Source organism: Nocardioides sp. N13(2025) (assembly GCF_051912545.1).
In the GTDB taxonomy this organism is placed as follows: domain Bacteria; phylum Actinomycetota; class Actinomycetes; order Propionibacteriales; family Nocardioidaceae; genus Nocardioides.
The window spans coordinates 689,074-702,972 of the sequence record NZ_CP196809.1; the positions used below are offsets into that span (position 1 = coordinate 689,074).

Annotated in this window: 16 protein-coding genes; 9 read left to right on the forward strand and 7 right to left on the reverse strand. The window is 72.6% G+C overall.

The genetic code is table 11. The annotated features are described in order from the left end of the window. Positions 1 to 7: 7 nt before the first annotated feature. From ACS3YM_RS03315 to purE, 5 genes are all read left to right on the forward strand, one after another. A complete protein-coding gene (locus ACS3YM_RS03315) occupies positions 8 to 511 on the forward strand; it encodes a PH domain-containing protein (protein WP_439938655.1) in 504 nt (167 codons plus the stop codon). Next, positions 501 to 1,496 (forward strand): adenylate/guanylate cyclase domain-containing protein, encoded by a 996-nt coding sequence (locus tag ACS3YM_RS03320; protein WP_439938656.1) that lies wholly within the window; start codon positions 501 to 503, stop codon positions 1,494 to 1,496. The genes ACS3YM_RS03315 and ACS3YM_RS03320 overlap by 11 nt, the downstream gene beginning before the upstream one ends. Before the next feature lie 104 nt (positions 1,497 to 1,600). Next, positions 1,601 to 1,915 (forward strand): winged helix-turn-helix domain-containing protein, encoded by a 315-nt coding sequence (locus ACS3YM_RS03325; RefSeq protein WP_439938657.1) that lies wholly within the window; start codon positions 1,601 to 1,603, stop codon positions 1,913 to 1,915. Positions 1,916 to 2,024: 109 nt separating this feature from the next. Next, positions 2,025 to 3,128 (forward strand): 5-(carboxyamino)imidazole ribonucleotide synthase, encoded by a 1,104-nt coding sequence (locus ACS3YM_RS03330; RefSeq protein WP_439939824.1) that lies wholly within the window; start codon positions 2,025 to 2,027, stop codon positions 3,126 to 3,128. An 11-nt stretch (positions 3,129 to 3,139) separates the two neighbouring features. Next, a complete protein-coding gene (gene purE, locus ACS3YM_RS03335) occupies positions 3,140 to 3,676 on the forward strand; it encodes a 5-(carboxyamino)imidazole ribonucleotide mutase (RefSeq protein WP_439938658.1) in 537 nt (178 codons plus the stop codon). Positions 3,677 to 3,697: 21 nt separating this feature from the next. On the opposite strand, the gene arfB is transcribed toward purE, so the two are convergent. Next, positions 3,698 to 4,126: an alternative ribosome rescue aminoacyl-tRNA hydrolase ArfB gene (gene arfB, locus ACS3YM_RS03340; RefSeq protein WP_439938659.1), complete on the reverse strand. Its 429-nt coding sequence runs from the start codon at positions 4,124 to 4,126 to the stop codon at positions 3,698 to 3,700. 73 nt (positions 4,127 to 4,199) lie between these two features. On the opposite strand from arfB, the gene lhgO reads away from it, so the two are divergent. Both lhgO and ACS3YM_RS03350 read left to right on the forward strand, forming a co-directional pair. Next, complete coding sequence (gene lhgO, locus ACS3YM_RS03345) at positions 4,200 to 5,399, forward strand: L-2-hydroxyglutarate oxidase (RefSeq protein WP_439938660.1); 1,200 nt, start codon at positions 4,200 to 4,202, stop codon at positions 5,397 to 5,399. A gap of 23 nt (positions 5,400 to 5,422) precedes the next feature. Beyond that, positions 5,423 to 6,421, forward strand: a complete 999-nt coding sequence (locus ACS3YM_RS03350) for a Gfo/Idh/MocA family protein (protein ID WP_439938661.1) — start codon at positions 5,423 to 5,425, stop codon at positions 6,419 to 6,421. Positions 6,422 to 6,434: 13 nt separating this feature from the next. Here the strand turns inward: ACS3YM_RS03350 and ACS3YM_RS03355 are convergent, their stop codons facing one another. Next, positions 6,435 to 6,875, reverse strand: coding sequence for a CoA-binding protein (locus ACS3YM_RS03355; protein WP_439938662.1), 441 nt, complete (start codon positions 6,873 to 6,875; stop codon positions 6,435 to 6,437). 45 nt (positions 6,876 to 6,920) lie between these two features. Here ACS3YM_RS03355 and ACS3YM_RS03360 point away from each other — a divergent pair, with 45 nt between their 5' ends. After that, positions 6,921 to 8,102: an acyl-CoA dehydrogenase family protein gene (locus ACS3YM_RS03360; RefSeq protein ID WP_439939825.1), complete on the forward strand. Its 1,182-nt coding sequence runs from the start codon at positions 6,921 to 6,923 to the stop codon at positions 8,100 to 8,102. 15 nt (positions 8,103 to 8,117) lie between these two features. Here the strand turns inward: ACS3YM_RS03360 and ACS3YM_RS03365 are convergent, their stop codons facing one another. The 5 genes from ACS3YM_RS03365 to ACS3YM_RS03385 all read right to left on the reverse strand — a co-directional run bounded on the left by ACS3YM_RS03365 (position 8,118) and on the right by ACS3YM_RS03385 (position 13,260). After that, positions 8,118 to 9,146, reverse strand: coding sequence for a hypothetical protein (locus ACS3YM_RS03365; RefSeq protein ID WP_439938663.1), 1,029 nt, complete (start codon positions 9,144 to 9,146; stop codon positions 8,118 to 8,120). A 176-nt stretch (positions 9,147 to 9,322) separates the two neighbouring features. Continuing rightward, positions 9,323 to 10,720 carry a copper resistance CopC/CopD family protein gene (locus tag ACS3YM_RS03370; protein WP_439938664.1) on the reverse strand — a complete coding sequence of 466 codons (1,398 nt, stop codon included), beginning with the start codon at positions 10,718 to 10,720 and terminating at the stop codon, positions 9,323 to 9,325. 33 nt (positions 10,721 to 10,753) lie between these two features. Further along, on the reverse strand, positions 10,754 to 11,179 hold the full coding sequence (locus ACS3YM_RS03375) for a DUF1707 SHOCT-like domain-containing protein (RefSeq protein WP_439938665.1): 426 nt from the start codon (positions 11,177 to 11,179) through the stop codon (positions 10,754 to 10,756). Beyond that, the gene (locus tag ACS3YM_RS03380) at positions 11,176 to 11,874 is read right to left on the reverse strand and encodes a PadR family transcriptional regulator (protein ID WP_439938666.1); all 699 of its coding nucleotides are present in this window, start codon (positions 11,872 to 11,874) and stop codon (positions 11,176 to 11,178) included. Before ACS3YM_RS03380 ends, ACS3YM_RS03375 begins: the two co-directional genes overlap by 4 nt. Before the next feature lie 183 nt (positions 11,875 to 12,057). Further along, positions 12,058 to 13,260, reverse strand: coding sequence for an LCP family protein (locus ACS3YM_RS03385; RefSeq protein ID WP_439938667.1), 1,203 nt, complete (start codon positions 13,258 to 13,260; stop codon positions 12,058 to 12,060). Between the two features lie 25 nt (positions 13,261 to 13,285). Between ACS3YM_RS03385 and ACS3YM_RS03390 the strand changes: the two genes are divergently transcribed. Beyond that, positions 13,286 to 13,795 (forward strand): acyl-CoA thioesterase, encoded by a 510-nt coding sequence (locus tag ACS3YM_RS03390; RefSeq protein WP_439938668.1) that lies wholly within the window; start codon positions 13,286 to 13,288, stop codon positions 13,793 to 13,795. Positions 13,796 to 13,899 lie beyond the last annotated feature (104 nt).

The following is a 13,899-nucleotide window of genomic DNA, read 5'->3' on the forward strand; positions in this document are numbered from 1 at the left end:
TCGGCGCGTGGCCTTTCCGAGCAAGCTCCTCAACGAGGGTGAGCACGTCGTCGTCTCCACGCGGACGCACGCCAAGGCGCTGATCCTCCCGGGGCTCGGGGTGCTCGTGGCGCTGGCCCTCGCGTTGTTCGTCGGCGGCCTCGTGGACAGCTCGGCCGTCACGATCGCGGTCTGGGTGCTGTTCCTGGCCGTGGTGGTCTGGTTCGTGGTGGGACCGTTCCTGCGGTGGCTGACGACCACCTACACGTTCACCAACCGCCGCTTCATCAAGCGCTCCGGCTTCATCGCCAAGGAGGGCCGGACGATCCCGCTCAACCGGATCAGCGGCGTCGACTTCGAGATCGGCGTGATCGACCGGATCTTCGGCTGCGGCACGCTCGTGGTCTCCGACGCCAGCACCGACGGCCGCGTCGAGCTCTACGACATCCCCGACGTGGAGCAGGTCCAGCTGCAGGTCTCCCACGAGCTCCATCGCCTGTCCGGGGGCGACCGCCGCGACGATGGCACCTGACCGCACCCCCCGGGACCGACCGCCGGGGGAGCAGCTCGACGACGCGATCCTGCGCAGCAAGCCCGAGTTCAACGCGCTCGAGGTGGCCGCCGAGACCGGCTTGACGATCGACCAGACCCGTCGGCTCTGGCGCGCGCTCGGCTTCCCCGAGTTCGTCGGCGAGAGGGCCTACACCGCGGCCGACGTCGAGGCCGTCGCCACCCTGATGAGCTTCGTCGACACCGGTGCCGTCGACTTCGACATGGCCGTCAATCTCACCCGCGGCGTCGGCCAGACCATGGCCCGGCTCGCCGACTGGGAGGTCTCCACCCTCGTCAGCCGGGTCGAGGAGATGGAGGCCGGCGAGGAGGCCACCGGGTCCCGAGTCGGCTCCGCCATGCGCCTGGTCAACGAGGTCAACCCGCCCTTCGAGCGCCTGCTGGTCTACGCGTGGCGTCGCCACCTCGCCGCGGCCGTCGGCCGGATCGAGGCGATGGGCGCCAAGGACGAGGACCTGCACACCATCGACGTGACCGTCGGCTTCGCCGACCTGGTGTCCTTCACCGCGCTGTCCAACACCCTCGACCGGGAGGAGATCGGCGACCTCGTCGAGGTCTTCGAGAGCCGCTGCCAGGACGTGGTCGCGCGCTACGCCGGCCGGATCATCAAGAGCCTCGGCGACTCGGTGCTCTTCGTGACCGGAGGCGCCGAGGACGGCGTGGCGGTCGCGGAGGGGATCATCAACGTCATCGGACGCGACTCCAAGATGCCCGACGTGCGACTCGGCCTGGCCAGCGGACCCGTGATCCAGCGCCTCGGCGACATCTTCGGCCCGCCGGTCAACATGGCCGCCCGGCTGACCCAGGTCGCGCGCCGCAACCGGCTCATCGTCGACCAGAACACCGCCGACCTGCTCCCGGCCGACGAGTGGGAGGCCCGAAGGCTGCCGGCGCGGCCCGTGCGGGGCTTCGGCCTGGTCGAGCCGGTGGCCGTACGACGGCGCTGACGGTCGCCGTCACGTCGGAGGCGGCCCTGAGGTGGACCAGACCACTCGTCCAATTCTCACCCAAAAGGGCCACCCGCGCGGCGCTGCGTCCCTACCTTCGCAGCGTGTTGGCTGTGCAAGACGTGCGACTGGACCCGACCACCCGACGGGTGTGGCGGGGCGAACGCGAGCTCAAGCTCTCGCGGAAGGAGTTCCAGCTCCTGCATGCGCTGATGGCGCGCCCCGGTGACATCGTCACCCGCGGCGAGCTGATGGCCGACGTGTGGCAGACGTCGTTCTACACCAACTCCAAGACGATCGACGTGCACCTCGGGTGGCTGCGTCGCAAGCTCGACGACGACCCGCGCCGCCCCACCCTGATCACGACCCACCGGGGCCGTGGCCTGCGCTTCGAGGTCGCACAGCCGGTCGCCAGCTGAGCCGGGCTCCGGGACCGTTGCCGCCTTCTATAGGCTCCCCGACGTGTCCTCGACCGGTTCCCACCGCGCTCCCAGGCTCGCCGTCATCGGGGGCGGCCAGCTGGCCCGGATGATGGCCCAACCCGCGATCGCCCTGGGCCTGCCGCTCCGCCTCCTGGCCGAGGCCGAGGGCGTCTCCGCCGCCCAGGTCATCCCCGACCAGCTGGTCGGCGACTACACCGACCTGCCGACGCTGCGCCGGGTCACCGAGGGCACGAGCGTGGTCACCTTCGACCACGAGCACGTCCCGACGGAGCACCTGCACGCGCTCGAGACCGACGGGATCGCCGTACGACCCGGGCCGGGCGCCCTCGTGCACGCACAGGACAAGGCGGTGATGCGTCGCCGGCTCGCCGAGCTCGACGTGCCGTGCCCCCGCAACGCCGTCGTCACCACGGTCGCCGACGTCGAGGCCTTCGGGCTGCCGTGCGTCCTCAAGACGACCCGAGGCGGCTACGACGGCAAGGGCGTCTGGGTGGTGCGCGCCCTCGACGAGGCGCAGGTCGCGTTCGACGCTGCCGAGGCCGCCGGTGTGCAGGTCCTGGCCGAGGAGCTGGTCGACTTCCGCCGCGAGCTCTCCGCCCTCGTCGCCCGCGCCCCCAGCGGGCAGGCCGCGTCCTACCCGATCGTGGCCTCGACCCAGGTCGACGGCATCTGCAGCGAGGTCGTCGCCCCCGCCCCGGACCTCTCGCCCGCCCTCGCCGGTCAGGCGCAGCAGATCGCGCTGCGCATCGCCGGTGCGCTCGACGTCACGGGCATCCTCGCCGTCGAGCTCTTCGAGACGACCGACGGCCGGGTCCTGGTCAACGAGCTGGCGATGCGCCCCCACAACACCGGCCACTGGACCCAGGACGGCGCCGTGACGTCCCAGTTCGAGAATCATCTGCGCGCCGTCATGGACCTCCCGCTGGGTTCGCCGGCCCCACGCAGTCGCTGGACCGTGATGGTCAACATCCTCGGCGGACCCACCGACAGCGGGCGGCTCTACGACGGCCTGCCGCACGCGATGGCCCGCGACCCGCACCTGCGGGTGCACTTCTACGGCAAGGACCTCCGCCCCGGACGCAAGGTCGGGCACGTCAACGCCTACGGCGACGATCTCGACGACTGCCTCGAGCGCGCCCGGCACGCCGCCGCGTGGTTCCGCGGCGACCTCGGCAACGAGAGCGAATAGGAAGGCACGAGATGACCGAGACGCAGGACGTCCCCGTGAAGGTCGGCATCGTGATGGGGTCGGACTCCGACTGGCCCGTCATGCAGGCCGCCGGCGAGATCCTCACCGAGCTCGGCGTCGCCTGGGAGGCCGACGTGGTCTCCGCCCACCGGATGCCGACCGAGATGATCGCGTGGGGCCAGCAGGCCCACACCCGCGGCCTGTCGGTGGTCATCGCCGGGGCCGGGGGAGCGGCGCACCTGCCCGGCATGCTGGCGTCGGTCACGCCGCTGCCCGTGATCGGCGTCCCGGTCCCGCTGAAGTACCTCGACGGCATGGACTCTCTGCTCTCCATCGTGCAGATGCCGGGCGGGATCCCCGTGGCCACCGTCGCGATCGGCAACGCCAAGAACGCCGGCCTCCTCGCCGCGCGGATCCTCGCGACCAGCGACCCCGAGCTCCAGGAGCGCCTCGTCGACTACCAGGCGTCGCTCGCCGAGACCGCCCACGCCAAGGGCGACGTCGTACGCCAGGCGGCCGCCGGCAGCACCCGGCGGGTCGGCTTCTAGCCCGACCGATGGGGCTTCGACCTAGTCGCTCACCCGACCACGCAGCGCCTTGGTCCGGCCGCGCTCCTTCTTCGCCTTCAGCCGCCGCTCCTTCGAGCCGCGCGTCGGCTTCGTCGCCCGGCGCGGTGGCGGCGGCGGCGCGAGCGTCTCGCGCAGCAGCTCGGCCAGCCGTTCGCGCGCGGCGACGCGGTTGCGGTGCTGCGAGCGGTGCTCGGAGGCGGCGATCGACACGCGGCCCGACGGCCACCGTCGCAGCGCGCGGGCTCGTTGACCCGCGGTGAGGACGGTCGACGCGCGCACGTCGTACTCCAGCTCGACCCGGGAGTCGGTGGTGTTGACCGACTGGCCGCCGGGTCCCGGGGACCTGGAGAACCGCTCGACCAGCTCGACCGCGGGCACGACCAGTCCCTCGGGCAGCCCGGGCCCGGCAGGGACGTGGAGGTCTCGCACCGCGCCATTCTCTCGCGCGGCTGACCTGGCGGTGGCTTGACGTCGCGGGCGGCGAGCCGCGACCGTCTGCGACGTGGCAGAGCAGCGGGTGGGCGTCGTCGGCGGGGGCATCCTCGGCGTCGCGATCGCGCGCGAGGTCGTGCGCCGGCGACCGGGCACCGAGGTCGTGGTGCTGGAGAAGGAGGACCGCCTCGCCGCCCACCAGACCGGCCACAGCTCCGGCGTCGTGCACGCCGGCATCTACTACCGCCCGGGCAGCCTCAAGGCCGACCTCTGCTCGCGCGGGCGCGCGCTGCTGCGGGAGTTCTGCGCCGAGCACGCGATCGCGTACGACGCCTGCGGCAAGCTCGTCGTGGCCGTGGACCCCGACGAGAGGGGGCGCTTCGACGCCCTCGAACGGACGGCGACCGACAACAGGGTCCCCGGCCTGAGGCGGCTTGCCCCCGAGGAGATCCGTGAGGTCGAGCCGCACGCCCGCGGGCTCGCCGCCCTGCACTCCCCGGAGACGGCGATCACCGACTACGCCGCGATCACGGACGCCCTGGCCGGGGACGTCGTCGCCGCCGGCGGCGAGGTGCGGCTCGGCGCCCGGGTGGTCGACCTCCGACGCCAGGCCGTCGGCCTCGCGGTTCAGGTCGCGGGGGCCCCGGAGCCGCTGCGCTTCGACCGGGTCGTCGTGGCGGCGGGGCTCCAGGCAGACCGCGTCTCCGCGCTCGTCGACGGCGAGCGGAGCCCGGCGATCCTGCCGTTCCGTGGGGAGTACCTCGGCGTCAGCGCGGCCAAGCGCGACCTGGTGCGGGGGATGGTCTACCCCGTCCCGGACCCGCGCTACCCGTTCCTCGGCGTCCACTTCACCCGTCGGGTCTCCGGCGAGCTCGATGTCGGGCCCAACGCGGTGCTGGCCACGCGCCGCGAGGGCTATCGCCGCCGCGACGTCTCCGCGCGCGACCTGCGCGACGTGCTCGCGTGGCCGGGCTCGTGGCGGCTGGCGCGAGCCCACTGGCGTACGGGCGTCGAGGAGGTCGTCGGCTCGCTCTCGCAGCGCGCCTTCATGCGCTCGGCGTCGCGCTACGTCCCCGAGATCGGTGTCGCCGACGTCCACCGGGCCGGCAGCGGCGTGCGGGCGCAGGCCGTCGACCGCGACGGCAGCCTCGTCGACGACTTCCGGATCACCCACGCCGACGGCGTGACCTGCGTGCGCAACGCGCCGTCGCCGGGCGCGACGTCCAGCCTCGCGATCGCGGCCCACGTCGTCGACCGGGTGTGGCCGTGACGCCCACCAACTAGGTTGTCGGGATGACGACACGCTGGGGGATCGCCGCGACCGGCGGCATGGCCGCTGCCTTCGCCTCCGACCTGGCCCTGGTGCCCGGCGCCGAGCTCGCCTTCGTCGGCAGCCGGTCGCCCGACTCGGCCGCCGACTTCGCCGGGCGCTTCGGCGCGGCTGCGTCCGGCACCTACGCCGACCTGCTCGCCGCCGGTCGGCGCGGGGAGGTCGACGTCGTCTACGTCGCGACCCCGCACCCGCAGCACCACGCGCTCGCGCTGGCCGCGATCGAGGGTGGCACCCCGCTGCTCGTGGAGAAGGCGTTCACCGCGACCCTCGCCGGGGCGCAGGAGGTCGTCGACGCGGCGCGGGCGGCGGGGGTCTTCTGCATGGAGGCCATGTGGACCCGGTTCCAGCCGGCCGTCGGGCGGGCCCGCGAGCTGGTGTCGGCCGGCGAGATCGGCGACCTGCTCGTCGTCCAGGCCGACTTCGGCGCCTACCGCCCCTACGACCCCGCGAGCCGGCTCTTCGACCTCGCCCTCGGCGGTGGCTCCGTCCTCGACCTCGGCGTCTACCCGGTCTCGTTCGCCCAGCACCTCCTCGGCCGGCCCGACCGCGTCACGGCCACCGGCACGACGTACCCCAACGGCGCCGACGCGTCCGCGGCCATCCTGCTGTCGTACGACGACGGGCGGGCGGCGTCGCTGACCTGCTCGCTCGCCAGCGCGACGCCGGGACGGGCGCTCGTCCTGGGCGACCGCGGGTCGATCGAGGTCGAGCCGCCGTTCCACCACCCCAGCCGCATCGTCGTACGACGCAACGGCGAGGAGCCGGAGCACATCGAGCTGCCCCCGACGGGACGCGGCTACGCCCACCAGGCCGAGGAGGTGCAGCGCTGCCTGGCCGCGGGGCTGGTGGAGAGCCCGGTGATGCCGCTGGCCGACACCCTCGACGTGCAGTGGGTGCTCGAGGAGTGCCTGCGCCAGCTGGGCATCAGCATGAGCGAGGCAGAGATCAGCCTGCAGTGACCTGGGCCCCGGCTCAGCGGCGGCGCCGGCTCCACTCGATGGCGGGACAGGCGTCCATCACCATGGGCACTCCCGCCGCCGTCGCGCGCTCGAAGGCCGCCGCGTCGACGACCCCCAGCTGGAACCAGACGCCGCGCGCCCCGATCTCGACGGCCTGGTCGGCGAACTCGCCGGCCGCCTCGGACCGGCGGAAGACGTCGACCACGTCGACCGCGAAGGGGATGTCGGCGAGCGCGGGGTAACCCTTCTCGCCGAGCACGGTCGGGGCGTCGGGTTCCGCGAACACCGGGTGGACCGGCACGATCTTCTTGCCGCGCTCCTGGAGGAGCTCGGCGATCGTGTACGCCGTGCGCTGCGGGTGGTCGGCGAGCCCGACCACGGCCCAGGTGTCGGCGTCGAGCATCCGGTCGATGGTCGCGGGATCCTGCCAGGAGTGGTGGTTCGACGTGGCCATGACCACACCGTAGACGCCTCCTCCAGAAAGCGTGGACGTCCTACAATTCGGGCCATGAGCGAGTTCCCCCTCTACGCCCTCTCCGAGGAGCACCAGGCCATCCGCGAGGCGGTCCGCGCCGTCGCCGACGCGAAGATAGCGCCCTTCGCGGCCGCCGTCGACGAGGAGGCGCGCTACCCGCGCGAGGCCGCCGCCGCGCTGCTCGCGTCCGACTTCCACGCCCCGCACGTGCCCGAGCAGTACGGCGGCGCGGGCGCGGACGCGCTCGCCACCGTGCTCGTGATCGAGGAGGTCGCCCGCGCGTGCGTGTCGTCCTCGCTGATCCCGGCGGTCAACAAGCTGGGCTCGCTCCCGGTGATGATCTCCGGCTCGGAGGAGCTCAAGCAGACCTACCTCACCAGGCTCGCCAAGGGGGAGGGCGGCTTCTCCTACTGCCTGTCCGAGCCCGACGCCGGCTCCGACGCCGGCGGCATGAAGACCCGCGCCGTCCGCGACGGCGACGAGTGGGTCATCGACGGCGTGAAGCGCTGGATCACCAACGCCGGTGAGTCGGAGTTCTACACCGTCATGGCCGTCACCGACGCCGAGAAGAAGACCCGCGGCGGGATCTCGGCGTTCGTGGTCGAGAAGTCCGACGAGGGCGTCTCCTTCGGCGCCCCGGAGAAGAAGCTCGGCATCAAGGGCTCCCCGACGCGCGAGGTCTACTTCGACAAGGTCCGCATTCCCTCGAGCCGCATGATCGGCGAGGAGGGCACCGGCTTCGCCACCGCGATGAAGACCCTCGACCACACCCGCGTCACCATCGCCGCGCAGGCCGTCGGTGTCGCGCAGGGCGCCCTCGACTACGCCCTCGACTACGCCAAGGAGCGCCAGCAGTTCGGCAAGTCGATCGCCGACTTCCAGGGACTGCAGTTCATGCTCGCCGACATGGGCATGAAGGTCGAGGCGGCCCGCCAGATGACGTACGCCGCCGCCGGCCGCTCCGAGCGCGGTGACGACGACCTCACCTTCTTCGGTGCCGCGGCGAAGTGCTTCGCCTCCGACGTCGCCATGGAGGTCACCGTCAACGCCGTGCAGGTGCTCGGCGGCTACGGGTACACCCGCGACTACCCGGTCGAGCGGATGATGCGCGACGCCAAGATCACCCAGATCTACGAGGGCACCAACCAGGTCCAGCGGATCGTGATGGCACGCCAGCTCCTCAACGGGGTGCAGAGCCAGCTCTGAGGCTGCGCGCGCTGCTCACATGCCGTCGATCCGCAGGACCTTCCCGGTGAAGGTGACGACGTACGCCGTGCGGCCGACGAGCTCGAACGACGTCGGCCGGTCGAGGCGTCGTACGACCGTCGTGAACGTGCCGTCGGGGCGGACGAGCACGATCTCACCGGTCCGCGGCGCGGCGGGGAAGCCCTCGTTCTCCGGGGTCGGCTCGAGGTTCCAGTAGCCCTGCAGGAGGCCGTAGAGGCGATCCCGCCGGCCCTGCTCGACGTCGAGGAGGAGGCCGCGGTTGCCCGTGTAGTCGGCGCCCCACCCGGCCACCACCTTCACCGACCCGTCACGCCGCACCACTCCGACGTGCGAGTCCGACGGGACGTGCGGGATCGGGCCGGCCATGCTGACGTACAACCGACGGTCGGCGACCTCGAGGCCGAGCGGCACCGCGTTGGTGGTGGGGAACGCCACGAGCTCGCTGATCCGGCCCCGACGGTCCACGCGGATCAGGCGCCCGAGGTGCGCGTCGGTCACGACGAACCCGCGCCGCCAGACCTCCATCGAGTACTGCACGCCCGAGGGGACGAACCAGTCAGGGTCCTTCGGCGGGTGCTTGGCCGACCACCTGCCCAGGTCGGCGAACACCGAGAACGTGCCGTCGCGACGCTGGCGGTAGATACCGGTCACGGTCTTCTTGCCGCCGCCGACGTCGGCTCCAGCGAGCGTGACCAGGACGTAGGCCCGGTCGCCGAGGAACGCGACGTCCATCGCCGCCCCGATGTCGACCACCCTGGGCGGCAGACCGCTGCCGACCACGGTGGCGGCCCCGGTCCTCGGGTGGATCCGCACGAGCGTGCCGTCGATGCCGTTGGTGACGTAGAGGGCGCCGTCCGGGCCGATGGTGCTCCCCGAGCCCTGGCCGGACAGCGCTGAGCTGTCGAGGACGGTGACCTCGGGTGCGGCGGGCGCTGACTTCCCCGCTGCCCAGACGCCGGAGCCCGGCACCCCGAGCGTGAGGGCGAGAGCTGCGACCAGGGCGATGCTGCGACGTCGGGACATGACCCCTCCCAGAGGCTGGTTGTGTGCGCCCCCTGGGCGCCCGGCACATGCCCATCCAGCGTGAGAATCGTCGTCCTCGGCCTCGTTCGATGCTGCGCCGGAGGGATGGCGGAGTCAAGGATCCACGGCGGTGCGAGCGGGTGTCTGGACCACCTCGTCGAGCAGGCGGAGGGCCTTCACCCGGTCGGCGCGACGTCGACGCCGGTCGACCCCGCCGGGCCGGAGACGGACGCGGGACGGGGGGACTGGTTGACGAGGACGCCGGTGACCCCGAGGAGCACGACCAGGAGGACGGCCTCGACGCGCACCGTGCGGGTCACCGTGGCGGCCGCCCGCGCGCGGTCGTCGAACCCGGCCGCCGCCCGGACCGCGGGCAGGACGCGCCAACGGTTCCAGCCGCCGATGCCGGCCACCACCAGCGCGATCGCGACCTTGGCGAGGAGCAGCCAGCCGTACGACGTCTCGACCAGGCCCTCCCACGACCCGAGGATCCGCCAGGCCAGGAAGGTGCCGCTCGCGGCCACCGCGAGCAGCACGCCGCCGGCCAGCGTGGAGAAGCGGGCGAGCGTCTGCGCGGCCAGCACCTCGCGCCCAGCCAGGGCCCGCATCGTGAGCACCAGGCCGAGGAGCCCTCCGAGCCAGGTCGCGCCGGCGACGACGTGCAGGACGTCGGCCGCGACGAGGAGCGGCGACGGGGTGAAGGCGCGGGAGTGCCCCACGAGCGACGGCGCGGCGAGGGCGACCAGCGCACCACCACAGAGGAGCCATCCGGCGACCCGGTCCGGGGGATCGTCCGACGACGCCCGCAGGGCAAGGCCCAGCCCGAGAAGCACGAGCGCGGCGGCCAGCAGCTCGTGGCGCACGAGGCCGACGTCGAAGGCCGAGAGGACGCTGTCCAGCTCGAGGCCCTGGCCGTGGACAGCCGCGACCGGCACCAGCAGGACCGCGCCGGCGGCTCCCGCCGCGGCGGCGTACGCCAGCAGGCGGCGCAGCCGGGCGCGCACGTCGGTGCCCGACCAGGAGCGCGGCAGCACCAGGGCGAGAAACAGCGCGAGGCCGGCGGCGACCAGCAGGCCGAGCAGCGACACGATGGTGAGGACGTCGCGCAGCACCGTCACGACCGCCGAGGAGGTCTCCGGCTCGGGTGGCGCGCTGACTGCTGTGCTCGGCGCGCCGACCGAGAAGGTCAGGGCGCCCGAGATCGGGTGGCCGTCGGTCGACAGCACGTTCCACGACACGACGTATGTGCCGTTCGGCAGGTCCGCGGCGTCGGCGAGGCCCACGAGCACGTCCTCGTCGCGGGTGTGCGCGCTCGAGGCGACCGTGTCGCCGTCGGAGTCGTGGACCGCGATCTCCTGCGAGGTGAGCAGCACCGGCTCGCTGAAGGTCAGCGTGACGGTCTCCGGCGCCGTCTCCACGACCGCGCCCTCGTCGGGGTCGGTGTCGACGAGCCCGGTGTGCGCCGACGCCGGCGAGCTCCCGCCGAGCACGAGCGCGAGCGCGACCAGCGCGGTGACGACCGGGCCCAGGGCCCGTCGCCACCGCGCCTGCACCACCCTCGGCCCTTCCCCCACGGGCTCATGGTCCCAGAAAGCCCGCTCGTGCGGTCACCAACCGTGCGAACGCCTCGGCCGGCGGTAGTCGGGCCGGTAGTCGGCGTGCGTGCGCGGGGCACAGCCGCCACGGTGGCGGGACCGGAAGAACATCAACGGGAAGATCAGCAACCACAGTGGCGCCTCGAAGAGCACGCTCAGCACGATCAGGAGCGCCAGCGCCGGGAGCAGCGGGAGGCGGAAGCCCCGCCGGTTGCCCAGTGGTGCCGGACGGACCGGCGGATAGGTCACCGCAGGGCGCGGCAGGTCGTCGAACAGCACGGCCAGGTCGGCGCGGGTCCGCGCGGTCCAGACCGCGTCGAGCCGCTCGTCGTACTCCTCGTGGTCGAGCCGGCCGTCGGTGTAGTGCATCGCCAGGTCCGCCATCGCGCGCTCACGATCGCTGTCGGAGATGCGGAGGCGCGGGTCGGGCGTGCTCATCGCTCACCGTCCCGTCCGTCCGCGAGGATGCCGTAGAGGCGGCGACGAGTGTCGACCAGCACGTCGAGGGCGGCCTTCCGCTGCTGCGCGGAGCCCTGGGTGGCGAGCTGCCACACGGCGCTGACGACCTGGCCGATCTCGCTCTTGATGTCGGCCTGGCCGGACGGCTGGTCGCTGGCCGGCTGCTCGGTGCGGGCGAAGGGAGCCCACACGGCGGCGAGGTCGTCACTGTTGGCCTCGGCCCACTCGACGCCCTGGTCGGTGAGACGGATGGTGCGGCGCCCACGCTCGTCGTCGGACTCGACGAGGCCCTCGTCCTGGAGCTGCTGGATGGTCGGGTAGACCGAGCCGGGGGAGGGGCGCCACTCGCCGTGGCTGAGCTCGGAGATCTCCTGGATCACCTGGTAGCCGTTGATCGGCTCCTCCGCGGTGCGCGCCCGGTGCAGGACGTCGATGATCGCCGTGCGCACGTCACCGCGGCGCACCTTCGGGCCGCGCTGCTGGGTCCGCTGGGGCGCGGTGGCGAAGCCGAAGATCTCGCCGAGCCACGGCGGGGGACCGCTCGCCCGACGGCCTCGGCCGCCCGCGGACCAGGACTGTCCCCAGTCGTTGCGGCTGCTGCTCGGGGCGCCGTCCGCGCCGTTGCCGTTGTCGTCGCTCCCGGGCCAGTCGGCCCCGGGCCAGTGGTGTCCCATGACGTGCTCCTCGTGATCGGCGGGCGCGACGGTCGTGATCTATCGGTGACCTATCGCGATATATCGCGAGCGTACGCCGCAGGGATGTCCGGGACAAGGAACAAAGAGGGGAAATCGATCGAGCGGTGAGTGGGACAGCCTTCCTGGCCGGAAGAGCTGCCTCACCCACCGCTCGATGGTGGATCAGCTGCGGGCGCGGCCCGTCGGCGTGCAGGCCGCCTTCGGGACCTCGGTGTCCTCGATGATCGCGTTGAAGAGGACCTTCGCGCGGTCGGGATCGGCGATGATCCGGTTGGGGTCGCTGGGGGCCGAGAGGTTCGGCATGGTGCAGGTCTGGCTGTCGCCGGTCATCGCAAGGGCGAACTTGCCGAGGTCGAAGGGGCTCATGCCCTCGTCGACGCGGATGGCGCCCGCGGCGGCCGCGTTGATCTTCCAGTAGCGCACCGGGTTGACGAAGGTCCACGGCGTCTTGGCCTCGCTGCCGAGCGCGCTGATCACCTCGCGCTGGCGGGCGACGCGGTCGAGGTCGCTGAGCGCGGTGACGTGGCGCGAGCGGGAGTACGCCAGTGCGGTGAGGCCGTCGACCTCCTGGCAGCCCTTCTTGACGTCGAGGCGCGCCATCGGGTCCTTCATGTCCTGCTTGGGGCAGATCTCCACCCCGCCGAACGCGTCGACGGTGTTGATGACGCTGCCGAAGCCGAGCTCGACGTAGTGGTCGATGTGGATGCCGGTGAGCTTCTCGACGCTGGCGACGAGCAGCGGCGCCTTGCCGAGCGCGAACGCCGCGTTGATCATCTGGGTCCCGTGCCCGGGCACCTCGGCCAGGGTGTCGCGGGGGATCGACATCATCGTGCGACCGCCCGAGCCGGTGTGGAGGACGATGATCGTGTCGGTGTTGGTGCCGCCTCTCGGGCCGGTCTTCAGCACGTCGCGCTGCTCGTCGGAGAGGTCGTCGGCCTTGTCGGACCCGACGATCAGGTAGTTGGTTCCCGGCTGGTCGTCCGGCCTGGCGCCGCTCGGCTCCGCGTCGACCTTGTCGATCGTCGTCCAGTGGTAGAGCGGCACACCGACGAGGTAGCCGAGCACGAGCAGGAGCAGCAGCGGGACCAGCCCGAGGCGGAAGCGGGGACGCCGGCGCGGCTTCTGGGGCTTCGGAGGCGGTGCGGAAGTGGCCGTACGCGTCCCGCCCGGCGGCTGCCCGCCGGAGCCGCGCGCCTCGCGCCGGGCGGCCGGCATGACACGGGTCTCGTCGGGGCGTTGCTGTCCCTGGGCCGGGACCTGCTGGGTGGCGTCGGCGGGCGGGGTCTGCGACCTGCCGCCGTAGAGCCAGTCGTACTCGGGTGTTCCCTTCTCGGGCACCCCGGAGCCCTGCGGACGATCAGCCATGTGGACGGACGCTACCGTGCCGCACATGAGTGAAGCCCATGCGACACCGCGGCCCACGTCGTACAGCCGGGTGAGCCTCGGGATCATGGCCCACTCGAGCGAGGCCAACCTCCTCGGCAACGTGCACGGCGGCGAGATCATGAAGCTGGCCGACTCCACGGCCGGCGCAGTCGCGCACCGGCACAGCGGCGGTCCGGCGGTCACGGCGGCGATGGACGAGATGACGTTCCTGGCCCCGGTGCACGTCGGCGACATCATCAAGACCTACGCGCAGGTCAACTGGGCGGGCACCTCCTCGATGGAGATCGGCGTGCGCGTCGAGGCGCAGCCGTGGGGCAACGCCTCCGACGAGCCCGTGCACGTGGCCAGCGCCTACTTCGTGTTCGTCGCCATCGACGACGAGGGCCACCCGCGGCCGGTGCCGCCGCTGCAGACCGAGACCGACGGTGACGTACGCCGTCAGCGCGAGGCCGAGATCCGCCGGGCGCACCGCCTGGCCCGCAAGACCGAGATCGACGAGGGCCGCGAGGCTTGAGGGGCTGAGCCGGCGGGCGACCTGCCGGCCCCGGCGAGTCGCGACCGGGTGGGACGGGTGTGACTGGTGATACTGGGCGGGCTGACTTCCCCCAGCAGAGAGGC

Bases quoted from the DNA above. Each gene is read 5' to 3' on its own strand.
- ACS3YM_RS03365 (WP_439938663.1), bottom strand. From the start codon at position 9,146: ATGTCCCGACGTCGCAGCATCGCCCTGGTCGCAGCTCTCGCCCTCACG.
- ACS3YM_RS03390 (WP_439938668.1), top strand. From the start codon at position 13,286: ATGAGTGAAGCCCATGCGACACCGCGGCCCACGTCGTACAGCCGGGTG.
- ACS3YM_RS03385 (WP_439938667.1), bottom strand. From the start codon at position 13,260: ATGGCTGATCGTCCGCAGGGCTCCGGGGTGCCCGAGAAGGGAACACCC.
- ACS3YM_RS03380 (WP_439938666.1), bottom strand. From the start codon at position 11,874: ATGGGACACCACTGGCCCGGGGCCGACTGGCCCGGGAGCGACGACAAC.
- ACS3YM_RS03355 (WP_439938662.1), bottom strand. From the start codon at position 6,875: ATGGCCACGTCGAACCACCACTCCTGGCAGGATCCCGCGACCATCGAC.
- ACS3YM_RS03320 (WP_439938656.1), top strand. From the start codon at position 501: ATGGCACCTGACCGCACCCCCCGGGACCGACCGCCGGGGGAGCAGCTC.
- ACS3YM_RS03330 (WP_439939824.1), top strand. From the start codon at position 2,025: ATGATGGCCCAACCCGCGATCGCCCTGGGCCTGCCGCTCCGCCTCCTG.
- ACS3YM_RS03350 (WP_439938661.1), top strand. From the start codon at position 5,423: ATGACGACACGCTGGGGGATCGCCGCGACCGGCGGCATGGCCGCTGCC.
- purE (WP_439938658.1), top strand. From the start codon at position 3,140: ATGACCGAGACGCAGGACGTCCCCGTGAAGGTCGGCATCGTGATGGGG.
- ACS3YM_RS03375 (WP_439938665.1), bottom strand. From the start codon at position 11,179: ATGAGCACGCCCGACCCGCGCCTCCGCATCTCCGACAGCGATCGTGAG.